The following is a 24,101-nucleotide window of genomic DNA, read 5'->3' as shown; positions in this document are numbered from 1 at the left end:
AAACCAGGAAGATGCCAAAGAAAATACGATTAGGAATTTTAGGAGGGGGAGGCGATTCCCTGATTGGGGTACTGCACCGGGTTGCAGCCCATATGTATGACAGTTACGAAATCGTTGGGGCGGTTTTCAGCCCGGAACATCAGGAAAGCCTGGATTTTGCCAAAGAGATCGATATTCCGCTCAACCGGATTTACAAGGACTTCGATACCCTGGTGGCCGAAGAGATGAAATTGCCGGAATCGGAACGCATACAGGTCTGTTCCATACAGACTCCGAATTTCTTGCATTTTCCCATGGCCAAAAAGTTGCTGGACAATGGGTTTCATGTAATCTGTGAAAAACCCATGACCACCACCTACGAGGAGGCAAAAATCCTGCAGGCGGCCCATAAAAAAGCGGGGACCGTTTTCGCGGTAACCCATACCTACACCGGGTATCCGATGGTGCGGCAGATGCGCGAAATGATCAAAGCCGGGGAACTGGGGAAAATTCACAAAGTAGATGCCCGCTATTACCAGGGCTGGATCAATACCATCATACATGATAAGGAAAAGCGCAGTACGGTCTGGCGCCTGGATCCAAAGAAGGCAGGAATCAGTTCCTGTATGGGCGATATTGGTGTTCACGCCTTCAATATGGTTGAATACACCACCGGCCTGAAAGTAAAATCACTCCTCTGTGATTTTAACTACCTCTATTCGGATAACCAGATGGATGTAGACGGGACTGTTCTGATCCGGATGGGTGAGCACGTAAAGGGAGTGATTCGGGGCAGCCAGGTGGCCACCGGGGAGGAAAATGGGCTTGCCATTCGTATTTACGGCGAGAAGGCCGGGCTGGTATGGGAACAGGAGCACCCCAATACGCTCTACAAACTCAGCGATACCGAGCCGCTGCAGATCTACACCCCAGGGCATGAATACAATTCCAAATTATCCCTGGATGGGACAAAGCTTCCGCCGGGACACCCTGAAGGGATATTTGATTCGATGGGGAACATTTATAAAGGAGTGGCAAAAGCCATTCGTGGCGAGGCCTATGACGAAGGAGAATTCCCAACCATGATGGACGGGGTACGCGGGCTGAATTTTATTGAAGCTACAGTAGCTTCGCATAAAGGAGGAAATAACTGGGTTACGCTGGATTAATTCCTAGCGCTCGAAGACCTTTTCAAAGACTTCACAGACTACGATCATGCTTTCATTGGGAACACGTCCATAAGGCTCTAGTTCCCGGCTGTAATATTCCCAGTGCGACTTTTTCCAGTACTCCAGGGAGCCATCTCCCTCTCCTTCCAGTTTTGCATAGGAAGCTGAGATACTGAAAAAGGGTTTGAGGCGAACGGCAACCGTGCGGATAATACAGCGCGCTTCCCCCTGCCAGTTAGTTATAATGGTAAAGTCGCCTATTTTGGGAAGTGGATTTTTCCTGTACTGCAAACCCAGAAGGCTGTGGGTAGTTGCCCTTTTCTTGCCTTTCAGTACCAGTTTTAAACAATCATTGGCTATTGCTTCGGTATCTCCAAAGTGATCTACCCGTGGCTCCGGCACAAAGGCGTACTCCAGATGTTTATCGAGATAATCTCCCCAAAGCTGTTTAGCAGAAGCATTTTTCATATTACTTATTCAATTTAAGAAAATTTACCCTGCCGGAATAAGTTGGCGGCATGATTGGCAGCCCGGGCGGTAAAGGCCATATAGGTCAGGGATGGGTTAACGCAACTCGCAGAGGTCATAAAGGCGCCGTCCGTTATGTAGATATTGGGAACTTCATGAACCTGGTTATGCCTGTTTACCACAGAAGTCTTAACATCCCAACCCATGCGTGCCCCGCCCATTTCATGTATACCCAGGCCGGGTCCGGTTTCATTTTCATAGGGCCGGATATCCGTAAAGCCCGCAGCCTCAAACATGGAAGTAATCTGGCGGATTATATCCTCCCGCATATTGTATTCATTTTCCCTGAATTCCACATCGAAATCTAATTGAGGAAGTCCCCATTGATCTTTTTTGGTTGTACTCAGCTGGACACGGTTTTCGTGATAGGGTAGCATTTCCCCGAAGCCGGTTGCCCCGATCTGCCAGCCGCCGGGTTTCAATATGGCCTCCTTCAGTCCTTTGCCGTAACCCAATTCTGCGATGGATTGGGTCCAGTCATCCCGGCTCGCTCCTCCCTGATAGCCAAAGCCCCGAAGATAATTTTTAGCCGGCTTCCCACCCATGTTAACGAATCTGGGAATATAAAAGCCGTTGGGCCTTCTCCCTTTATAATACTTATCCAGATGTCCGGGCACTTTAGCCGATGCTCCCAGCTGATAGTGGTGGTCCATGATATTTCTGCCCAGCTGGTCATACGTATTTCCTATCCCATCCGTAAACCGCTCGCTTTTTGATTGCAATAAAATGCCAACAGAGGCCATGGCGGAGGCACATAAAAAAATGATTTTAGCATTAAATGTGAGTGTTTCCCGGGTTTCGGCATCGATGATCTTTACGCCGGTCGCACGCTTCTGCTGATCGTCATAGACAATTTCATAAACAATGGAGTTAGGCCTCAGGCTCATGTTTCCGGTTCTTTCGGCTGCAGGGAGGGTACTGGAATTGCTGCTGAAATACCCGCCAAAAGGACAACCCCTCCAGCAGCGGTTTCTGAACTGGCAGGGATTACGGCCTTCATGTGGGGCAGTGGTATCGGTGGAATTGGCAACTCTCCCAATTGTGAGCAGGCGTCCGTCGTCAAACTGATCCTCCAGGGCCTTTTGCAAATCTTCCTCCGGACACATCAGGTCCATGGGAGGCTCGAATTTACCGTCTGGTAAATGCGCCAGCCCCAATTTCTGACCACTTACGCCAATGTATTCTTCCACTTTATCATACCAGGGAGAAAGGTCTTTATAACGCACGGGCCAGTCTACGGCAATACCTTCTTTTTTATTCGCTTCAAAATCCAGATCGCTCCACCGGTAACTTTGCCGGCCCCAGGTAAGGGAGCGCCCGCCAACCTGATATCCGCGAATCCAGTCAAATCTTTTGGTTTCCTGATAGGGATGCTCCAAATCATTAACAAAAAAGTGAGCAATAGCAGGATTCGGGGCCCATCCCACCCGGCTTTGTTTAGGGTATTTTTTCAGTTCTTCCCGGCTCATTCTGTTCCCGTTGGGAAGATCCCAGTTGTCCAGGTTCATGGTCGGGTAATCTTTTATATGGGTAACCATTCTGCCCCTTTCAAGAACCAGGGTTTTAAGGCCGTTCTCGCATAGTTCTTTTGCAGCCCAGCCTCCTGTTATACCTGTCCCTACAACAATTGCATCGAATTCTTCAGATGGATGTATCAAAATACGGGTTCTTTTATTGTTGGGGTTTTTCTATATTTATAACGGCTGCGCACTCAGGCACAACGCGGATACAGTTCTCTAAATATAGGGCATAAATCGTAAATCGCGACCGCTTTTTTGCCTGTTGTAAAGCCATTTGAAAAAAGTTGACCCGGAACATTCTGGGACTTCAGTTTAATCACCTCCCGGACAAATCACATCCGGGCAGCAGAAAAATCAATAAAGATGAAAACAATAAAAGGCCCTGCGGTATTCCTTGCTCAATTTGTAGACAGCAAGCCGCCATTTAATACTCTGGACGGGATGTGCAAGTGGGCAGCCGACCTGGGGTATAAAGGAATACAGATACCCACCTGGGAATCTTTTCTGATAGACCTGGATAAGGCCGCGGAAAGCCAGACTTATTGCGATGAACTCAAGGGAAAAATCAATTCCTATGGTTTGGAAATCACTGAATTATCTACGCACCTGCAGGGACAGCTGGTTGCTGTACATCCGGCCTATGACCTGATGTTCGACAATTTTGCCCCGCAGGCGGTTAAAAACAATCCCAAAGCGCGTACGGAGTGGGCGGTAGATGTAGTTAAAAAAGCGGGTACCGCCAGCAGGCGTTTAGGACTGAAAGCTCATGCCACTTTTTCCGGGGCCCTTCTCTGGCATACCTGGCATCCCTGGCCGCAACGTCCGACCGGTCTTGTTGAAATGGGCTTTGAGGAACTCGCCAGGCGCTGGAAACCCATCCTGGACCATTATGATGAAGAAGGGGTAGATGTTTGTTACGAAATACACCCCGGGGAAGACCTTCATGACGGGGATACCTTTGAGCGTTTTCTGGAAGCCACCGGGAAACACCCCAGGGTTAACATCCTCTATGATCCCAGCCATTTCGTTTTACAGCAACTGGATTACATTACCTATATTGATCATTATCACGAATTTATAAAATCCTTCCATGTAAAGGATTCGGAGTTTAATCCAACAGGCAAGAAAGGGGCTTTCGGCGGTTATAATGACTGGGGCCAGCGGGCAGGACGCTATCGCTCCCTTGGTGACGGACAAATAGATTTCAAAACCATCTTTTCCAAATTAACCCAGTACGGCTGCGATGTATGGGCAGTGATGGAATGGGAGTGTTGCATAAAAAGCCCTGAGCAGGGAGCACGGGAAGGAGCCAGGTTTATACGGGATCATATAATAGAGGCAACACAGAAGACTTTCGATGATTTTGCCGGGGGTGAGATTGATCAGGATATGTTGCGAAAAATACTGGGATTATAAAGCGATGAGAAAAGGACTTACAAGTATAGTAGCGCTTATAGTATTGTTTTTTGCCGGCTGCAAAGGCAATACCAAAGCAGAGCAGGAGAAAGATGTTAAACTACAGGCTAAAATGACGGAAAGCGACCAGGACAGCGGATGGATTATCCTTTTTGACGGCACGGATCTGCAGGCATGGAAGGGTTATTTACAGGATGAGGTGCCAGAAGGTTGGAATATCCGGGATGGAGCCTTGTTTTTTGATCCCCCTGAAAAGCGAAAGGAAGGCGTAAATTACAATCTGGTGAGTCGGGATAGCTTTACCGATTTTGAGCTTGCCATTGAATGGCAGATTTCCAGGGGGGGCAACAGCGGTATTTTCTGGGGGGTTTACGAAGACCCAAAATACGGGCAACCCTATGAGACCGGTCCGGAGATACAGGTGCTGGACAATTCCGGGCACCCGGATGCCAAGAACGGGACAACCCATCAGGCAGGCGCCCTTTACGATATGGTGGCCCCTTCAGAAGACATGACCCTGCCTGTAGGTAAATGGAATCACACATTAATAACCGTAAACCATAAAGCGGGTAAGGGAAGCGTACAACTGAATGGAAAAACGATAGTGGAATTTCCCCTGACTAAGGCCGATTGGGACGCAATGGTTGCCAAATCCAAATTTGCCGGCTGGGAAGGCTTTTCAAAATTCAGGACTGGGAAAATTGGTTTGCAGGACCACGGTGATCCGGTAGCCTTCCGCAATATAAAAATCAAACCTCTTTAATATGAAAAATTATCTCGCCCTGCTTATGGGGATGCTCGTATTGGGCAGTTGTAAACAGCAGCCTCCAAAGGCAGAAGAAACTACTGCAGAACCGGGGATCGTATACCAGGAATATCAGGGCGAAGAGCCCACAAGGCCCGAGCAAACAGAGGTATATGAACCCAAACCCCCAAAAGTTGAACCTTATGGTCAGAACGGCGTTCCCTCTGATGCAATTGTACTCTTTGACGGTTCTGGATTTGATGAGTGGGTGATGAGCAAAGACAGTACAGAAGTAGTATGGCATCTGAATGATGATGGGAGTATGACCGTGAATGATAAAACGGGCGACATACAAACCAAACGGAACTTCGGCTCTGTTCAATTACACCTGGAATGGCGATCCCCGGCAGAAGTGGAGCGGGATGGGCAGAACCGTGGAAACAGCGGCGTTTTCCTTAACAATTTATACGAGGTTCAGGTGCTGGACAACAATGACAATGCCACCTATGTGAATGGGCAGGTAGCTTCAATCTACAAGCAACACGTCCCGCTGGCCATGGCCTCCGTGGCTTCCGGCGATTGGAATACCTATGACATCATTTATCATCAGCCTGAATTCAACGAGGCGGGTAACAAAATCAAATCCGGTACCCTAACCGTAATCCACAATGGGGTACTGGTTCAGGATCATGCAGAGATAAAAGGGACTACCCCTTATATTGGCTGGCCCAAAAATCCGGCACATGGCGACGGCCCTATCCGCCTTCAGGACCATGGCGATAACAGCAGGGTAAGTTATCGGAACATCTGGTTGCGGGAATTATAGCGTAATCTACTTTGTTGGAAAAGAAAGGTTCTGTTCTCCTCAGGCCTTTAGTGGCGGGAGTTACCCCTGATTCCATATTAAAATTTGTTACCTTTGGCCCAAATCAGCGAAAAGAGCTATGATCCACTCAATGACCGGTTTCGGGAAGCACGTTGTGCAATTGCCCGGAAAAAAGATTACGGTAGAATTAAAATCCCTTAACAGCAAAAGCCTGGATATCAACGCAAGGGTTCCCCAGGCGTACCGGGAAAAAGAGCTGGTTTTCCGAAACACGATTGCCCAGGCCCTGCAGCGGGGTAAGATCGATTTTAACCTGTATGTGGAAAAGAACGGGGAAGAGACGAGCACTTCGGTTAATGAGGATGTCGTACGAAACTATATGCAGCAGTTAAAGGCCATAGCACCCGGAGCGGATATTCAGTTATTGGAAATGGCACTAAGGCTTCCCGATGCCCTGCGCTCTGAACGGGAGGAAATCGACCCGGAGGAATTCAAGGCAATAGAAGACGTTTTAAGGGAAGCCCTTGCAGAGCTGGATCAGTTCCGTCTGGAAGAAGGGAAAGCGCTGGAGAAAGACTTCAAAGCCCGTATTCTGGCAATTGAGCAATATCTCGAGGAGGTCAGGGTGCTTGACAAGGATCGGCTCTCTGCGGTGCGCGAAAGACTCGAAAGGGCTGTAAAGGATCTCAGGGAAACTGTAGACGCCAACCGTTTTGAACAGGAGTTGACCTATTATCTGGAAAAATACGATATTACAGAGGAGAAAGTACGCCTGGCCAAACACCTTGAATATTTTAGCCAGACCTTGCTTTCGGCAGACTCCAATGGTAAAAAACTCGGCTTTATCTGTCAGGAAATAGGGAGGGAAATCAACACCATTGGGTCCAAGGCCAATGATGCACCCATGCAAAGGGTAGTAGTTCAGATGAAGGATGAACTGGAAAAAATTAAAGAACAAATCTTGAACGTGCTCTAGATGAAGGAAGGGAAACTTATCGTATTCTCAGCCCCGTCCGGTAGTGGGAAAACGACTATTGTGAGGCATTTGCTTGCACAACCGGAATTGAACCTGGCATTCTCAGTTTCGGCAACCTCCCGTCCCAGAAGGCCCCGGGAAAAGCATGGCGAGCATTATTACTTTATGACTATTTCCGAATTTAAAAAACATATTCGGGATGGAGATTTCCTGGAATGGGAAGAGGTGTATCGCGATAACTTTTACGGCACCTTAAAATCCGAAGTGGAGCGCTTGTGGAAAGAAGGCAAGAATGTCATTTTTGACATAGATGTTTCCGGCGGTCTGCGAATCAAGAAGAAGTTTCCCGAACAAACCCTGGCCGTTTTTGTAAAACCTCCCAGTGTGGATGAGTTAAAGATCAGGCTGAAGAAGAGGAGTACAGAAAGCGATGATAAAATAAACATGCGTATTGCAAAGGCCTCTGTGGAACTGGCAACCGCCCCGCAGTTTGATCATATCATTAAAAACTACGACCTCGATACAGCCTTAAAGGAGTCAGAAGAACTGGTCGCAAATTTTATAGGCCTGGAGAAAGACCGAAAAACGGATAAGGATAAATAACGGGATTTGGAGGTTAAAGCCCCGCACATGAAAAAAACCGGTTTATTTTTTGGCACCTTTAACCCTATCCATATTGGCCACCTGGTTATCGCAAATCATATAGTGGAATTTACGGCCCTGGATGAGGTTTGGTTTGTAGTGACGCCAAAGAGCCCCTTTAAACAAAAAAAGAGCCTGTTGGAGAACCATCACCGCTACCAGATGGTTTACGAGGCGGTAAAGGACTATCCAAAACTGGGTGTAAGCGATATTGAATTCGGCCTTTCTGAACCCAATTACACGGTTGACACACTCGCAATTCTGCAGGACAAATACGGAGGGGAAAGGGCATTTTCGCTGATAATGGGCGAAGACAATCTGAAGAGTTTCCATAAATGGAAAAATTACGAGGCAATTTTGGAATACTACCCCATTTATGTCTATCCGAGGATTTCTGAGAATCCGATACCTGAACGACTACAGGGACATCCCGGGATACAGTTCGTAAAAGCACCTGTAATGGAGATTTCGGCAACCTTTATCCGCAGGGAACACAAGGCTGGCAAGAATATCCGACCACTACTCCCGGAAGCGGTGTGGAAATATATGGATGAAATGAATTTTTATCGCTGAAACTACGCTTTCTCGGTATGCAATAGTTCCCAGGCCCAGTTCATGGCCTCATCCATAGAGTGGAAGACTCCTGACGGGCAACTCAGGAAACGCTGCTCCAGCCCGGCCACCCTGAAGTTCAGCTCGTCGTAGGTAACTACCCCGTAACCCTTCAAATATGGAAAGAGTTTGCTGACTTCAAAATGCATGGTGGGATCAAATGAATAGGAATATTTACGGTTTGACAGGTAAACAACAGGTTTGTCCTTGTTGTAATATTCAATCCCAAGGGCAAGTAGCGGGAGGGCATTATCCAGGGTGATCTGAACACCCTCCTTTACCTCCCCGATCACCAGATTATTGTAAAACTTAAAAACTCCGATTTCAAGTTTGTGTTCTGTAATATAGCTGATATCGAAGCTGTGTGCTACCATGGGGAATAATTCTATCCATTAAATTACGAATTAACCCCCAAGCAGGGACCGTCCGCTGCTACAAACTTTTGTGTAGTTCAACAATTATTTTGGGCCTTTTATCGAGGTTTTGACCAATTTGGAGCGGTTTTCAGGGTTTTGGCCAAAGGGCGAACGAAATTTGGGGAATGGGCTTACCTTTTTTTGACCCCATTACGTTTCCTGAAGACCCGCGAGTTAATAGCTTATTTTCTTTTCCGGGATTTGGGCTTCTCAGCCTTCCTGAATATGGTTATCTTAGGGCGAAAAATTTTGAAAAATGAAAAAGAGCCTCTGTTTATTAAGCCTGTTTTGCATGATCATTTCAATCCCCTTACAGGCACAACGATCCAGGAAAAAAAAGGAATCAGCAACGGAAAAAACAACCCCCGGTAAATCCAAGAATGGGATTAAAGGATATACAGAGGTTATTACCAAAGCAGCCCTCTCCGATCCGGGGATTTTTAAAGTACATCAGGTAGGGGAAGACTTCTTTTACGAGATACCTTTTTCATATCTCGACCGGGATTTACTCTGGGTTAGCCGGATTGCCCAGCTACCCAACGGACTTGGGGGCGGCTATGTAAATGCCGGCTCCAAGACCAATGAGCAGGTAGTGCACTGGACCCGGTTCCGGAACAAAATCCTCTTAAAATCAAAATCTTACGTCAATGTTGCAGACAGCACCAAGGCTATCAACCGCTCCGTGCGGGTAAATAATTACGAGCCTACCCTCTATGCCTTTGACATAGCCGCCTTTAATCCGGATTCTACTGCCGTAGTCATAGATGTAACCAAATTTTTCAGTTCAGATGTGCCGGCCATCAGCGGGCTCTCTTCCAGATTGCGGAAAGAATACAAGGTTAAAAAACTGGACGCCTCCAGAAGTTTTATATCGAGCATCCGCAGCTACCCTGAGAATATAGAGGTGCGGCAGGATTTTACCTATGAGGCTTCCGAGCCGCCAAGCCTGAGCCGGACGGAATCCATCAGCCTGCAGATGAACCAGTCTATGATACTGTTGCCGGAAAAGCCTATGGCACCGCGCATTTACGACCCCAGGGTCGGGTTCTTCACGGTTTCTCAATACGATTATGGCAGCGATGCGCTCAAAGCAGACCGCAAGGAATACATTCGAAGGTGGCGACTGGAACCCAAGGACCCCGAAGCCTATGCCCGGGGGGAGTTGGTGGAGCCCGTCAAGCCCATTATCTACTACCTGGACCCCGGTACTCCCGAAAACCTGCAGAAATACATCAAACAGGGAATAGAAGACTGGCAAAAACCTTTTGAAACAGCGGGTTTTAAAAATGCAATAATTGCCCGGGACGCCCCAACAAAAGAAGAAGACCCGGAATTCAGCCCTGAAGATGTCCGTTATTCTGTGGTGCGCTATGTGGCAAGTACAACACGAAATGCAGTTGGCCCCAGCGTTTCAGACCCCAGGAGTGGGGAAATCATCGAAAGCGACATCATCTGGTATCATAACCACCTGCGGTCTTACAGAAATCGTTATTTATTGGAGACCGCAGCGGCAAACCCTTCGGCACGTACCTTAAAGACCCCTGATGAAGAGATTGGGGAGATGATGCGGATGGTGATTGCACATGAAGTAGGGCATGCCCTGGGCTTCCCGCATAATATGGCAGCTAGTTATGCCTACCCGGTAGATTCGCTGAGGAACGGGGCATTCACCCAAAAAAACGGTATTGCAGCCAGCATTATGGATTACGCCCGTTACAATTATGTTGCCCAGCCCGGGGACGAAAACATCCGTTTTATACGCCAGATGGGCCCTTATGACCACTACGCGGTCAACTGGGGGTACCGATGGCTGGGAGAATCCAACCCCGAAGAAGAGCGGGCTACTTTAAACCAGTGGATCCTCGAAAAGGCGGATAACCCCAGATATAAATTTGGCAGGCAATCCAGTCGTTTTGATCCACAGTCCCAGACAGAATGTATAGGAGATAATCCGATCCTGGCAAGCACTTATGGGCTGAAAAACCTGAAGTTCGTGGCGGCTCGCTTACCGGAATGGACCTCAGAGATCACCAATGACTATGCGGATTTAGAAGAACTTTACGGGGAATTGCTGGGTGTTTTCAGCCGCTATTCCGGGCACGTTACCAATACTGTTGGGGGTGTTTTCGAAAATATCAGAACTCCTGAACAGCCCGGATATGTTTATACCCATTTTGATGCCGGGGCTCAGAAAGATGCTGTGGAGTGGTTGCATAAAAACCTTTTTGATACCCCTGACTGGTTACTGCAGGAAAACATTTTGCAAAACATTGACCACGCCGGATATTTTGAGGACATCCGCAGGTTGCAGGCCCGGCAGCTCAACGCTTTGCTGAGTGTAGACCGCCTGGGGCGACTCTTTGATGGAACAACCTTCAATAACGATCACTACAGCGCTCTTGAATTTCTTACAGACCTTCGCAAAGGCATATGGAAAGAGGCGTACAAAGGGGAAAGTACTGATCTGTTCCGTAGAAACCTTCAAAGGACCTACCTGGAACGAATGGCCTTTCTGATGTCTGCAGAATCAGAATCGGGCAGGAGCAGGCCGGGCTTTGAAGGCCGTTTGGAATACAATACGGCTACTTCAGATCTCTGGGCGCTGGTGCGGGGGGAACTTAAACGGCTCCGTTCGGATTTGGCGAAAGCGTCAAACAGCCGGATAAGCCAGGAAACCCGTTATCACTATGAGGATATTATGGCGCGTATAGACCATTTGTTCGAGGGGGACTAAGCTTCAATTTCCGGGAGGCATCAGTATATCGGTACCCAGTAATTTCGCTTCTTTATTGGTGTACCACACCCGGGTTTTGGGCATACGAATCCCCTGAATAGTTTCTTCCCCGCTGAGCAGAATATATTCCCCGTCGTTTTTGGATTCATCATGGAAGAATTGATATGCCTCCATGGCGTAAGTTTTGGGGTTAAAATAAAAATACCAGGTGTCTTCACCTACCTCATTGTCATAGGTGGCCTTTAAAACCAAATACTTTTTCCCTTTGAAAATCCTGGAGGTAACTAGTGGGTCCAGGTTCGTACCCTCATCTTTCAACTTCATTGGAAGGCCGTATAGATAAGAGTAGTAGTTGCGGTACATACGGGCGCGCTCACAGCTTAACCTTTCACTTTCGGCAATTGCCCCGGAGAATTTCGGACTTCCTTTATAAGTAAGGGAGCAGCTATCATTATTAAGCTCGTAACTTTTTCGGCTATCCCCACGGCTGACCTCCAACAGGAAATAGGATTCGGGCTGGTTGAGGTGGATATTACTTACCCTGTCTGCCTCTCCCTTACTTTGCATTACCACAGTGAACTGGCCATTAAACTTGCCCCAGACCCCACTGGGATCGTGGTAGGCAATAGCTTTGTCAAGCAGAGTGCCGGCGGCCGGTAATTGATCTGCCTGAGCATTAATAATAAATGGGGATAAAAGGACAATGCCCAGGAAGCACAGGGAAGTTTTGGAAACCATATTTGCAAGTCTTTATGGTAAATGTACAACATCGCTGTTTACGGGATTGGGAGAACAGGCCGAATAGTTGTAATTTCAGGATTCCATAACGTTTTTCCATATGAAGTCTTTCCGATACTGCTCTATCTTCCTGATGGCGATACTGGCAGCCTGCCAATCCAAAGAAAAAAAGGAACCCGGATCCGAGATGGTTCGGGCCGAACCTATCCCCAGGGTGCTGATTGCAGACATAGAGAAGGGGATAGAAGCTCATGTAGCGCGTGAGGTGGAAAAGGGGAATGGATATTTCCATATGACCTCCGATGATAAGGAGCTAAGGCTGGAACTGGTCCGGGTGCATACTGAATACCTTTCCAATCTTGGCCCGCAACGCCATTTTGCCTGCGTGGACCTGGCCGATGTAAACGGGGATGTTTACGATGTGGATTTCTTCCTGTCCGGCGATCCCGGTGACATGACGGTTACGGAAACAACCCTGCACAAGCTAAATGGAAAACCATATTACTCCTGGAAGCAGCAGGCTGATAAAACCTGGACCCGGGTTCCCATTGAAACAGCCGATAACCAGCTCCTGGGAGTGATCGAGGGGCAGGACCAGTTTGAATTCACTTATGAAGTAACCCTTCCCGAGATGGAGGAGGCAGCAAGAATCTGGATCCCTATCCCCCAAACCGATCGTTTCCAGACAGTGGAGATGATTTCCAGGACGGTTCCGGCCGATCCTGATATTTTAACGGATGAGGGTTTTGGGAATTCTGTCTTATTTATGGAATTGGCCCCTGAAGACAGCGGAACAAAAATAACATTCAGGTATCGTGTCCGGAGACTCGAAAAAATGCCCTATCGGGGAGAAGCCACCCCTGAGGAATACCTGGCACCCAATTTGCTCATGCCGGTTGGAGACCGGTTTGAAACCCTGGCAGATTCCATTATAGGGGACAAGCGAAGCAACGGGACGCTCATGCAGGCCCGGGCCCTGTACGACTATGTTTCGGATAATATGCGTTACGCAAAATGGAAGGATTATGGAACCGGGGATGCCGTATTCGCCTGCGATGCCCTCACCGGAAATTGTACGGAATTCCACTCCCTCTTTATTTCCCTGGCCCGTTCTGCAGGCATCCCTGCACGCTTTGCAGTGGGAGCTGCCATTCCCTCGGATCGGAATGAAGGGGGCATAGACGGGTATCATTGCTGGGCCGAATTTTATGCAGAAGGCAAGTGGTGGCCTGTGGACATAAGCGAAGCAAATAAGTATAAGGCCCTGTCTACCTATTATTTCGGAAGGCATCCGGCCAACCGCATTGAATTTACCCGGGGCAGGGATATTGTATTAGAGCCAGGCCCGCAGACAGGGCCAATTAATTTCCTGGCCTATCCGGTAATGGAAATAGGAGGTTCTCCTGCTATTGCAGATACTTTTTTCTCTTTTAGGCGCAAGGGCGGTCCAGAGTAAACGAAATCCGATAGCCGGATTTATGAAGAACGTCCGTCCTAAACCTTTACCTAATTGTTGGGATGTTCCATTGAAGTAGAGTCATTCCCGGTAGGATGTTCCTCTTGCGAAGGGTGCTCCCCTGCGGTGGAATCCGATTCGCTCGTCGGGTGTTCATCTGCAGACGGATGTTCGTCCCCGGCTGGATGTTCCTCTTCAGCTTCAGCCGCCTTCTGCTGTTCTGTGCTCTCTTTTTTCTTTTGATCCCTGCAGGAAGTTACCGCAGTTGCTCCCACAAAACCTGCCAGTAGCAGGACAAGGGTAAGTAGTTTGAATTCTTTTAACCGTTTCATTTGATTTATTCTTGGATTTTAGGTGGTCTGTGCACTTCGGGTGCGCAATAAATATCTCTTAAAGGTACTAAATATTTCAGCGGGATGGTATGCAAGGGGTAAACCTAAGGAAGCGAAATGCTTTATGAGCGCCCTAATCTGCACGAATATGCCATAGCTCAAAATTTTCCATTAAATTAATCATTGGAATTTTGATGGTAATGATAAGAATAGCTTAACCACATGGAATACGGCTTGTCCGACATATTGCAGTTGATTGGAGCCCTTGGCTTGTTCCTCTTTGGGATGAAAGTGATGAGCGAGGCCCTGACGGACCTGGCCGGGAACCGTATGCGGGCCATCCTGCAAACCATGACTTCTAACCGGTTTATGGGGATTTTTACGGGTTTTTTAATCACTTCGGTAATACAATCCTCCTCTGCCACCACCCTGATGGTGGTCAGTTTTTCCAATGCCTCCCTGCTGACCCTTACAGAAGCGCTTGGGGTGATCATGGGTGCGAATATCGGAACCACCATTACCGCATGGCTCATTACCCTGCTTGGGTTTAAGGTAAGCATGAGCGCCCTGGCCCTTCCCCTGGTTGGATTTGGATTTCTGTTTACGTTTTCCAAAAAGAAACAATGGCAGTACTGGGGCGGGTTTATTATTGGTTTTGGTTTGCTTTTTGTGGGCCTGCAGTTTTTAAAAGATGCCATGCCGGATATTCACCAGAACCCCGAAATCCTTGCCTTTTTGCAGCGCTATACGGACCTCGGATTTGGTTCTGTATTGCTTTTCCTGCTTATCGGGACCCTGCTAACGGTAATCATTCAATCTTCTTCTGCCACCATGGCCCTTACCCTGGTGATGACTGCCGAGGGGTGGATACCCTTTGAACTGGCAGCCGCCATGGTGCTTGGAGAAAATATCGGCACAACCATTACAGCCAATATTGCAGCCTTTGTGGGGAATTTCAAAGCGCGGCAAACTGCTTTTGCTCATTTCATATTTAATGTGCTTGGAGTGATATGGATGCTGCTATTATTTTATCCTTTTCTGAACGGGATTTCATGGCTGAGCCAAAAGATGGGGTCTGCCTCTCCCTATTTAACCGCAGCCGCAATCCCAGTGGCCATTTCGCTTTTCCATACGAGTTTTAATATATGCAACAGCCTGTTGCTGGTTTGGCTGATAAACCCTATCGCCCGTCTGGTTAGCCGGGTGATCCGGGAAAAGGAAGCCCCTGAAAAGGCCATAGAAGAACCCAAGTTCCTCAATGAAAAGGTCTTGTTGTTTCCACAGACAGCTATAGCTTCCCTTGAACAGGAATCCCGTTATCTCTATGAACATGCGGTTTTTGAGATCGTAGCACATGCCCTGAATCTCCATCGAACGGATATATTATCTGATCTGAAAGCCAAGCATGTGATCCGGATGTCAAAGGAAAACCTGCAGACAGACGTCCGGGCCTTATACCTTTTAAAGGTGAAGCGAATCTACAGCCAGATTATTGCCTATGCCATTCATGCTCAAAGCGACCTGGACCTTACAGAAAAACAGCACAGGCGGATTATGCAGATCAAGTTTGCCAATAGAAAAATGGTGGAGATCATCAGGGACGTAAGCGAACTGAACCGGAATATTTCACTTTATAAGGAAGAAGGCCATCCCGTAATGAAGGCAGAATACGATAAATTTCGAAAAAAGATGATAAAGGTTCTAAGGGCAATACAGGTGTATCGGGCGGGGACCAATAAAGAGGCAGCCTACGAGGTCTTGCAAAGATTGTCAGAAGAAGCAGAGGCCAATATCCATCTGGGTAATCTGCATATAGATAGGCTGATTCGAAATAATAAGGTGAGTCCGGAGATGGCCTCTTCCCTTTTAAATGACCACGACCATCTGAATGAAATGATCCAAAACCTGATTATTGTGGCAGAACTCTTATATGGGGAAAAGGATGTGATGGAATCCATCACACCCTCTTCTTCCAATTTTCAAACCTCTGTCTTTGAGGAAGGATAACTTCTTTAAGTTACCTACTCTGAAGGAGCAGGAAGGGTATTTAAGGTCCCTTGATGTGCTTCGCTATACTGTTCAAGCAGGTTCATCGTAGCGGTAACAAAATCCTTGGTTTCCAAAAGCAAAGAGAAGTACAGGGTCGTGTTTTTAGGGCTGGATTCCTCTGTACGGGTACGGGACACTTGTTTTTCAATCTTCTCGGTAACCATATCAAAAATCTCCTGCTTCGCCCCTAAGACTTCGCCGATTTTGTCAAAAGTCTTCTTATTGAATATCTCCATGGATTGGGTGAGGATTTGATCAAGCCTTAGGTCAATCTCTTTCAGCTCTTTAATCTGATTGTATTTCAGCTTTTTGTGATTATTGTTTACGTGCTTATGACTTACTTTACCTATATATTCAAGGGATTGAGCCATGTCCTGAAGGTCTCCCAGAATATTGATGTAAAAATTACTCGCACCTACACTGGTTTCATCCAGATTTTTAATGAAGTAGAATATACTGTCACGTAAATCATCAATTTCAGCAGAGAGTTTGGCGCCTTGTTTTTTATTCTTATTCAGTAAGTCAAGATCCTGTTTGGCCAGTCCGTTAATGGAATTGGTATAAATCTTATTGCTGCGCTTCAGTACGCTGGAGATGTTATTAGCACTTTCCAGGATTACCCCATGCAAAGAACTCGCCTCTGCCCTGCGAAGACCGTCTTCAGCCTTTAGCTCACTGCTTTTCTTTCTATGGGAAATATAATTTCTGGCAAGTAGCAGGATGGCTGCAAAGAGCAGAACCCCAATAGCAGTACCTTTCCCAAAGCTGATAATGGTAAGGATAATACCAGCAGCAAAAAATGCTATTAAAGCAGTCATAAACCAGCCGCCGATAACGTTCAGCACACCGGCAACCCTGTAAACAGCGCTTTCACTTCCCCAGGCTTTATCGGCCAGGGAGGTTCCCATAGCTACCATAAAAGTTACGTAGGTGGTAGAAAGGGGTAGTTTATATGAAGTCGCAACAGAAATCAGGATTCCGGCCACCATCAGGTTTACAGCAGCCCTTACCATATCAAAGGCCGGTAATTCATGAACCTTACCTTTACTTAGTTTGATAACTGGTTTTTTAAAGCGACCATCTATTTTTTTCATCACGGAATCCGGAATAACCGTTCTGGTATACGTATTGATAAGTATGGCAAAGCGAACCAAAAACCTGGAAAAGAAATGGGGCTCAAACCGCTCTTTGGTTTCCCCCTCCCTTGCGAGGTTTATTTCAGTATCTGCCACATAACGGGCTTTTTTGGATAACCAAAGTGTGACCACCATGACCATTCCGGAAAGGAACAATAAAATTGTGGGGGTTGGTACTTTGGAAGAAAGCACATTCATACTAAAACTTCCGGCTTCCACCCCTGAAGCTACCCATGCCTCATAGGACTGGTACGCAGCTATTGGAACACCTATAAAGTTCACCAGGTCATTTCCTGCAAATGCAAGGGCAAGGGCAAAAGTTCCCACCCCGATAATCAGTTTGTAAATATTGGTTTTGACCAGGATTATCAGAGCATATGACAGAACAGACCAAAAAACAACACTCAATCCAATAATAGGGATTACCTGGGCTTCCAGGAAGTCAGATATTTTCATGCCCCCGATAAAAGCATAAGTCTCTCCTGCAAAAGGAGTGCCTTTTATCCCTTTCATGAAGATGAAATAGGTAATTGCCGACAAGGCGATCCCTCCGAACAGGGCACCCACCCATTTTGCCTTTTTCTCGAAATCATAAGATAGCAGCAAACGGCTTACCCATTGGACCAGAGCCCCAATGGAAAACGCTACAACCACGGACAATAAAATACCCAGAATGATCTCAGTAGCCTTTGAAGTATTGATATAGTTTAAAGTATCGAGAAAGCTTCCTCCGGCAGATGCAATTTTAATCATGGCCATGGCAACCGCTGCACCCAACAATTCAAATACGATGGAAACCGTGGTAGAGGTGGGCATCCCCAGTGTATTAAAGAAGTCCAATAAGAGAATGTCGGTGATCATCACCGCCATGAAAATGAACATTATCTCATCGAAATAGAATTCTCCCGGATTGAAAATACCCTTTCGGGCCACCTCCATCATTCCGCTGGAAAAAATAGCCCCAAAGGCAATCCCAAGGCTGGCTACAATCATTATTGTCCTGAATGAAATAGCCTTGGAACCAATAGCTGAATTCAGGAAATTTACCGCATCATTGCTAACGCCTACCACCAGGTCGGCAACGGCTAGTACGGCTAGCGCAATAATCATTAAAAGGTAAATATTATCCATAAAAATTATTTAAAAAATCAATTTACAAATATCAATTCAAAGTATGATGAGCAGGTTACCTAAAAGTTATTTTTTAGATTAAAAATGCAGGTCAAATTGCAGGCGGTACATCAGTTCGTCAGCGGCATTACCTATATTCAGATAGCTGACATCTGTTTGAATTTTTAGCTTGTGGCCAACTATGAATCTGGACAAGCCCAGGGTATACTGAGTCTCCTGTCCTCGTCCGGTAATTGCTTCATCCAGATTGATCTGAGTGTAGCGCCCGGAAACCTCCCAGTTATTCTTAAAAAGATAGCCTGACTGCACATTAATACCATCCCCGACCTGCACAATGTCTCCCGTAAGCGAACCATCTGCATTTTTCGCAATGGGGTCATCTGCACTTCGGGAAGCGTATTCCACCATGACTGAAAGCCCCTGGTATTTAAACATGGCATCTACAAACAGGGTCTTTATGGAAGTTTCATACAGACCTTCTTCTGTAAACATATAGGAACCCAGGTTACTTCGGGTACGAACAGCATCCTGATTATAGTCATAAGTAGAGGCCAGCAGCAGTTTTGGTGAGGCTTCCCTCTTCAGATCGCTTCCGCTGTAGTCTCCCCCCTTGGTAAACTCGCCAAATGGCAATAATTCAAGACGGGCGGTGTATTGATATCCACCAAGGTTTCCTTCAGTTACGTTTCGCCCTTCACCTTGTGAAAAAGCCAGTATTTCACGCATGAGGAAAGTGTCTGAAAGCCATGTGTGGTGCCTTAATTGAAATCCGATATCCCGGTCGATATTAAATCTGGCATTAACCAATGAGCGGTCTACCTGCTGCAGATTCCCCGAAGAAATTACCCGCTCAATATTACCCGGCAACTTGGTTTGTCCTGCCCATAAAACAAAATTTTCATAAAAATTCCACTTTACAACTGCGTCCATTATATATCTCGGACTATTACGGGTAAACGGAGAGAGGCCAGACATATCCCTGTTGGAGAGTCCCAGCTCGATTTTATATTCCAGTTTTGGGGTAAAGGCAAAACCGTCAAATTTAAGCCTGGACCTTCTGATCAGGAAATTACTCTGTGGATCTGCCCACCCCCCATTTTGATTTTCGGACCAGTCAGTTACCGTGAGAAACTGCATGCGCAGGCCAATCTTCATAGTCCAGGACGAATCCTTGCCAACTAAATTAAATAGGCCTTTACCAAAATCCGGGGCATTGGCTTCCTGTGAGTGAAGTGTAGCGGCACAAGCGAGAAAAGCCGCAAGCGCCAAAAGGTAATTTTTCATCAAAGTTTAGTTTTTTGTCGCTGCAAAGAACGCAGGCAGTTGTAAGTTTGGGGTTAGCTCTGTTTTAAACCTTTATTGTTTTATTGTTAGGGAAATGTTAGGAGGTTATCGCAATGTTAAATTGTGGGAAAAGCCTGTACGGCCTCCCCTGGAAAAAGTACTATCTTGCGCTTTATTTTGATTAGGCATGATGCACTGGGAACAATTGCTCTCCCTTAAAAGACAGGGAGATAATCACAAACGTTTACGCAAGGAACAGGACCCCACCCGCCTGGGGTTTGAGGTGGATTATGACCGGATTATCTTTTCCCCATTTTTCAGGAGTTTGCAGGATAAGACCCAGGTAATTCCGCTCTCAAAAACGGACTTTGTACATACCCGCCTGACCCACAGCCTGGAAGTTTCCGTTGTGGGGCGCAGCCTGGGCAGGTTAGCAGGCACCCGTATCCTGAAACAACACCCCCAGTTAGCTGAAATTCACGGCTATGGATTTAATGATTTTGGGGCGATTGTGGCTGCGGCTGCCCTTGCCCACGATATTGGAAACCCACCTTTCGGGCACAGCGGGGAAAAGGCCATCGGGACTTTTTTTTCACATGGTGCCGGTAATCGTTACAGGGAATTCCTAAGCGAGAAGCAGTATGAAGATTTATTGCGTTTTGAAGGTAATGCACATGGGTTTCACTTACTTACGGCTTCGCGGGAAGGCGTGCCCGGTGGTTTGCGCCTGAGCTATGCCACCCTGGGGGCCTTTATGAAATACCCCAAAGAATCCCTGCCACATAGACCCCTGGACCATATTGCAACCAAAAAGTTCGGATTATTTCAAAGTGACATTCAGGATTTTACCGAGATAGCTGAAGATCTGGGCCTAAGGCCCATGGAAGGCGTAGACGGAATGGCGTTTTGCCGGCACCCGCTGACCTATCTGGTGGAAGCTGCGGATGACATATGCTATACCATTATCGATTTTGAAGACGGGATCAATCTGGGCCTGATTCCCGAGGATTTTGCCCTGGAATACCTGATCAAGCTGGTCAAAGACAATATTAATACAGAAAAATACCGTGGAATCTCCCAGATGCAGGATCGTCTGGGGTATTTGCGGGCTATCGCAATCAACACCCTGGTGCAGGATGCGATTCGTATTTTTATGGAGCAGGAGGAGGCCATCCTCAAAGGGGATTTTTCAAAATCCCTGTTGGATCACAGCCGGTATAAGGCACAGATAGAAGACATTCTCAATGTCAGTGTAGACCGGATATACCGTTCTTCAGAGGTGGTGGAAAAGGAAGTGGCCGGATACCGGATATTGTCGGATATCCTGGAGGTGAGTACTACTGCCATAGTCAATGATTTACAGGGAAAAGCCTCGGCTTTTGACAAACTTATACTGCAGATGTTGCCACTGCACCCGGTTGAAGCCGGGCCGGATGCCGTTTATAAGGGATTATTACAGGCCAGTTCCTTTGTTGCCAGACTCTCAGATGGGGCAGCAGTGCACATCCATAACAAGATCAGCGGAAAGCAACTCTGATCAAAATTTGTAGTTAATTCCTATCCCCAGCTGCTGGCGAAACTGAATACGGGGCTCCCCCGGGTTGATCACTTCCCCGTTAGGGCCTTCTTCCCTGTCGAAAAGGATATCGTCGTCGTAAATAGTCTGGGTAACCACGGTAGCAGTCATAAACTCATTTACCTTGAAAGTAAACTTGAGCTGCCAGTCAATATCGATGTTCCCGAAAGAACGCAGGTAATCACCATATAAACTGATGTTGTGGTTCACCAGCACGTTTTTGGCCAGTTCAAATTCCCATTTGTGGGTAACCAGCATCCCCAGTTCTGCATACAGGTTCTTCCCGGGGGTAATTACATTTCCATCTGCGTCAAGCGTTGCTTTTTCCACACCGAAGGCTCCCCGGTTGGCCAGTTCCTGGTCGAGTACAAAAGTGCCCTTAAAGGTAAAGGGGGATAAATACAAGTTGAATTTTTTACCCTCCGGGATATAGGAAGTACCAGCCCCCAGGAATAAATATCCCGGAGACATAAACCGAGAAATCGGGTTTTCCCGGTTGGGATATTTAAAACCGTCTGCAAACTGTGTGTTGAAGTTAGCCTTAACGGAGTAATACCAGTTGCTGATGGTATCCCTTCGATACCCTACCGTACTACTGAAGCGGATGGCGTCATCCGTTTTCCGCCATTTCCTGCCTTCCTGGGCATTCCAGCCAAAGCGAAATTCCAGGTCGTTGTCCCACTGGAAATAACGGAATTTGTAATTCCGCACAAAGTAAAGTTTGGCCAGGGCCGATACGGCGTTGTCTCCCCCGGCATTCCAGTTTACAAAGGCTACTTCACTGAGCTGTATATCCAGTTCGTTTATCCTTTCCCAGAAAGAGGGGACCCTGAATTTTTTCTTGCGTTTGGTAATCGGGCGCGTACCCTTGAAGGAGATTACCGGGTTTGTCAGGGAGACGCCCCTGGGGATAATTTTTATGGGGTCTTGCATGGCCCGGATGACCAGGGTGTCAATCCGGGTAGTGTCAGCTTCCATAACAGGGATGGAATCCTGTCCGCTGCAAACCCACCCCAGCAGCAAATGGAATGAAACGAGCGCGATTTTTTTAAAACGACTGATTTTCACTGAGGAGTTCATTTAACAATCGGAGCAGGGAATCAGGATCTGCCCCAATTTCGTTATTTAATTCTTCTGTAGTCCCATGCGAAATAAATTCATCGGGAATGCCAATCCTGTGTAGTTTAACCTGTTTATCCATTTTTCCGATAACACCAGCAATCAAACTCCCGAAGCCGCCCCTGAGTACGCCGTCTTCCACAGTCAGGATTTGGCTGTGTCCGGCAATTATGGTTTCCAGCATCTTTTGATCCAGGGGTTTAATAAAGGGGAAATCGTAATGGCTTATTGCTTCAGGATCCTTTGTTCTTGGAATAAGGGAGGCAATGGTTGTTCCGGGGATACCTGTGCTGAGCACGGCTATTTTAGTCCCTTTTTTTAACTCCCGTGCCTTGCCCCATTTAATTTCTTCAAAAGCTTGTTCCCATTCGGGATCCTGGCTGTACCCCCTTGGGTATCGGATGGCCACCGGGCCTTCCGTCCTGTTTTGAACCGTGTACAGCATATTTCTGAGCGTTCTGGCGTCCATAGGAGACATGAGCGTCATATTCGGAATACAGCTCAGGAAGGCGATATCAAAAACACCGTGATGTGTGGCCCCATCCCTGCCTACCAGGCCGGCGCGGTCCAGACAAAATATAACCGGGAGGTTTTGAAGGGCAACGTCGTGAATTAACTGGTCATATCCCCTCTGGAGGAAGGTGGAATAGATGGCCAGGTACGGAACCATCCCTTCAGCGGCCAACCCGGCTGCCAGCGTTACGGCGTGTTGTTCCGCTATTCCCACATCAAAAGCCCGGTCCGGGAAAGCCTCCATAAAATACTTCAGGGAACTGCCGGTGGGCATTGCAGGGGTTATACCAACAATTTTTTCGTTTTTGGTGGCCAGGTCCCTCAGGGTCAAGCCAAATACATCCTGAAACTTTGGGCCCAATGCCGGGTCTTTTTCCCTTTGCAGGAGGTCTCCGCTCAGTTTGTCAAACCTGCCCGGGGCATGGTAGGTAACCTGTTCTTCTTCTGCCTTCTTCAGTCCTTTTCCCTTGGTGGTAATCAGGTGCAGTAATTTAGGGCCCTTTACCTTTTTAAGTTCCGACAATTTTTGAATTAAGAGGGGAAGGTCGTGGCCGTCAAGCGGCCCTTCGTACTTAAAATTGAGACATTCGAAGAGGTTTTCCTCTTTGGCCGTTCCGGTTTTTACATTCGTAAGATATTTTTTTAGTGCACCCACGCTGGGGTCTATCCCAATGGCGTTGTCATTGAGGATGACCAGGATATCCGTATCGCTGACCCCTGCATGGTTCAGGGCTTCAAAAGCCATCCCGCTCGCAATGGAGGCGTCGCCGATCACGGCGATATGCTGCCGGTCTGAGAGCCCTTGAAGACGGGCTGCGATCGCCATCCCCAGCAGGGCGGAAATGGAGGTGGAAGAATGGCCGGTTCCGAAGGCATCGTAAGGACTTTCCGAACGTGAGGGGAAACCGCTTAGCCCGTCCTTTTGCCGATTGGTATGGAAATGCTGCCTTCGCCCGGTCAGGATTTTATGTCCATACGCCTGGTGGCCAACATCCCAAATCAAACGATCTTCCGGGGTATTGAAGACATAGTGAAGGGCGAGGGTGAGCTCAACTACTCCGAGGCTGGCTCCCAAATGTCCTTCTTTAACGGAAACGACATCAATAATAAACTCCCGCAGTTCGGAAGCCAGCTGCGGCAATTCACTTTCCGGACATTTCCTGAGGTCTTCCGGGCTATTGATCTTTTGGAGCAGTTTCATTTC

20 protein-coding genes are annotated in these 24,101 nt (G+C 47.3%); 11 read left to right on the top strand and 9 right to left on the bottom strand.

Annotation, left to right across the window (positions count from 1 at the left end; genetic code table 11):
* The first annotated feature begins 11 nt into the window (after positions 1 to 11).
* Positions 12 to 1,148, top strand: coding sequence for a Gfo/Idh/MocA family protein (locus ACT6NV_RS05240; RefSeq protein WP_445386207.1), 1,137 nt, complete (start codon positions 12 to 14; stop codon positions 1,146 to 1,148).
* A 3-nt stretch (positions 1,149 to 1,151) separates the two neighbouring features.
* Here ACT6NV_RS05240 and ACT6NV_RS05235 read toward each other — a convergent pair whose 3' ends face one another.
* Both ACT6NV_RS05235 and ACT6NV_RS05230 read right to left on the bottom strand, forming a co-directional pair.
* Complete coding sequence (locus ACT6NV_RS05235) at positions 1,152 to 1,616, bottom strand: ASCH domain-containing protein (protein ID WP_445386206.1); 465 nt, start codon at positions 1,614 to 1,616, stop codon at positions 1,152 to 1,154.
* A 14-nt stretch (positions 1,617 to 1,630) separates the two neighbouring features.
* On the bottom strand, positions 1,631 to 3,331 hold the full coding sequence (locus ACT6NV_RS05230) for a GMC oxidoreductase (RefSeq protein ID WP_445386670.1): 1,701 nt from the start codon (positions 3,329 to 3,331) through the stop codon (positions 1,631 to 1,633).
* Positions 3,332 to 3,559: 228 nt separating this feature from the next.
* Here ACT6NV_RS05230 and ACT6NV_RS05225 point away from each other — a divergent pair, with 228 nt between their 5' ends.
* The 6 genes from ACT6NV_RS05225 (at position 3,560) to nadD (ending at position 8,374) form a co-directional block, all read left to right on the top strand.
* Positions 3,560 to 4,612: a sugar phosphate isomerase/epimerase family protein gene (locus ACT6NV_RS05225; RefSeq protein ID WP_445386205.1), complete on the top strand. Its 1,053-nt coding sequence runs from the start codon at positions 3,560 to 3,562 to the stop codon at positions 4,610 to 4,612.
* Positions 4,613 to 4,616: 4 nt separating this feature from the next.
* On the top strand, positions 4,617 to 5,375 hold the full coding sequence (locus ACT6NV_RS05220) for a 3-keto-disaccharide hydrolase (protein ID WP_445386204.1): 759 nt from the start codon (positions 4,617 to 4,619) through the stop codon (positions 5,373 to 5,375).
* A 1-nt stretch (position 5,376) separates the two neighbouring features.
* A complete protein-coding gene (locus ACT6NV_RS05215; RefSeq protein WP_445386203.1) occupies positions 5,377 to 6,183 on the top strand; it encodes a 3-keto-disaccharide hydrolase in 807 nt (268 codons plus the stop codon).
* A 118-nt stretch (positions 6,184 to 6,301) separates the two neighbouring features.
* Complete coding sequence (locus tag ACT6NV_RS05210) at positions 6,302 to 7,159, top strand: YicC/YloC family endoribonuclease (protein WP_445386202.1); 858 nt, start codon at positions 6,302 to 6,304, stop codon at positions 7,157 to 7,159.
* A complete protein-coding gene (gene gmk, locus ACT6NV_RS05205) occupies positions 7,160 to 7,762 on the top strand; it encodes a guanylate kinase (RefSeq protein WP_445386201.1) in 603 nt (200 codons plus the stop codon).
* A 27-nt stretch (positions 7,763 to 7,789) separates the two neighbouring features.
* Positions 7,790 to 8,374, top strand: coding sequence for a nicotinate (nicotinamide) nucleotide adenylyltransferase (gene nadD / locus ACT6NV_RS05200; RefSeq protein ID WP_445386200.1), 585 nt, complete (start codon positions 7,790 to 7,792; stop codon positions 8,372 to 8,374).
* A gap of 2 nt (positions 8,375 to 8,376) precedes the next feature.
* Here nadD and ACT6NV_RS05195 read toward each other — a convergent pair whose 3' ends face one another.
* Positions 8,377 to 8,787 (bottom strand): hypothetical protein, encoded by a 411-nt coding sequence (locus ACT6NV_RS05195; RefSeq protein ID WP_445386199.1) that lies wholly within the window; start codon positions 8,785 to 8,787, stop codon positions 8,377 to 8,379.
* Between the two features lie 298 nt (positions 8,788 to 9,085).
* Here ACT6NV_RS05195 and ACT6NV_RS05190 point away from each other — a divergent pair, with 298 nt between their 5' ends.
* On the top strand, positions 9,086 to 11,563 hold the full coding sequence (locus tag ACT6NV_RS05190) for a zinc-dependent metalloprotease (RefSeq protein WP_445386198.1): 2,478 nt from the start codon (positions 9,086 to 9,088) through the stop codon (positions 11,561 to 11,563).
* A 3-nt stretch (positions 11,564 to 11,566) separates the two neighbouring features.
* On the opposite strand, the gene ACT6NV_RS05185 is transcribed toward ACT6NV_RS05190, so the two are convergent.
* The gene (locus ACT6NV_RS05185; RefSeq protein ID WP_445386197.1) at positions 11,567 to 12,301 is read right to left on the bottom strand and encodes a DUF6503 family protein; all 735 of its coding nucleotides are present in this window, start codon (positions 12,299 to 12,301) and stop codon (positions 11,567 to 11,569) included.
* A gap of 100 nt (positions 12,302 to 12,401) precedes the next feature.
* Here ACT6NV_RS05185 and ACT6NV_RS05180 point away from each other — a divergent pair, with 100 nt between their 5' ends.
* Positions 12,402 to 13,757 (top strand): transglutaminase-like domain-containing protein, encoded by a 1,356-nt coding sequence (locus tag ACT6NV_RS05180; protein ID WP_445386196.1) that lies wholly within the window; start codon positions 12,402 to 12,404, stop codon positions 13,755 to 13,757.
* A gap of 50 nt (positions 13,758 to 13,807) precedes the next feature.
* Here ACT6NV_RS05180 and ACT6NV_RS05175 read toward each other — a convergent pair whose 3' ends face one another.
* Positions 13,808 to 14,089, bottom strand: a complete 282-nt coding sequence (locus ACT6NV_RS05175) for a hypothetical protein (protein ID WP_445386195.1) — start codon at positions 14,087 to 14,089, stop codon at positions 13,808 to 13,810.
* Between the two features lie 222 nt (positions 14,090 to 14,311).
* Between ACT6NV_RS05175 and ACT6NV_RS05170 the strand changes: the two genes are divergently transcribed.
* Complete coding sequence (locus ACT6NV_RS05170; RefSeq protein ID WP_445386194.1) at positions 14,312 to 16,096, top strand: Na/Pi cotransporter family protein; 1,785 nt, start codon at positions 14,312 to 14,314, stop codon at positions 16,094 to 16,096.
* 14 nt (positions 16,097 to 16,110) lie between these two features.
* Here ACT6NV_RS05170 and ACT6NV_RS05165 read toward each other — a convergent pair whose 3' ends face one another.
* Both ACT6NV_RS05165 and ACT6NV_RS05160 read right to left on the bottom strand, forming a co-directional pair.
* Positions 16,111 to 18,405 carry an anion permease gene (locus tag ACT6NV_RS05165; protein ID WP_445386193.1) on the bottom strand — a complete coding sequence of 765 codons (2,295 nt, stop codon included), beginning with the start codon at positions 18,403 to 18,405 and terminating at the stop codon, positions 16,111 to 16,113.
* Between the two features lie 78 nt (positions 18,406 to 18,483).
* Positions 18,484 to 19,689 (bottom strand): porin, encoded by a 1,206-nt coding sequence (locus tag ACT6NV_RS05160; protein ID WP_445386192.1) that lies wholly within the window; start codon positions 19,687 to 19,689, stop codon positions 18,484 to 18,486.
* 190 nt (positions 19,690 to 19,879) lie between these two features.
* On the opposite strand from ACT6NV_RS05160, the gene dgt reads away from it, so the two are divergent.
* Positions 19,880 to 21,226, top strand: coding sequence for a dGTP triphosphohydrolase (dgt, locus tag ACT6NV_RS05155; protein WP_445386669.1), 1,347 nt, complete (start codon positions 19,880 to 19,882; stop codon positions 21,224 to 21,226).
* Here dgt and ACT6NV_RS05150 read toward each other — a convergent pair whose 3' ends face one another.
* Positions 21,227 to 22,333, bottom strand: coding sequence for a DUF3078 domain-containing protein (locus ACT6NV_RS05150; RefSeq protein ID WP_445386191.1), 1,107 nt, complete (start codon positions 22,331 to 22,333; stop codon positions 21,227 to 21,229).
* On the bottom strand, positions 22,314 to 24,098 hold the full coding sequence (locus ACT6NV_RS05145) for a 1-deoxy-D-xylulose-5-phosphate synthase (protein WP_445386190.1): 1,785 nt from the start codon (positions 24,096 to 24,098) through the stop codon (positions 22,314 to 22,316). The genes ACT6NV_RS05150 and ACT6NV_RS05145 overlap by 20 nt, the downstream gene beginning before the upstream one ends.
* Positions 24,099 to 24,101 lie beyond the last annotated feature (3 nt).

It is taken from the genome of Robiginitalea insularis, from assembly GCF_052497835.1.
Note: the sequence above shows the minus strand (reverse complement) of the source record. Positions and strands in the feature narration are given on the sequence as shown.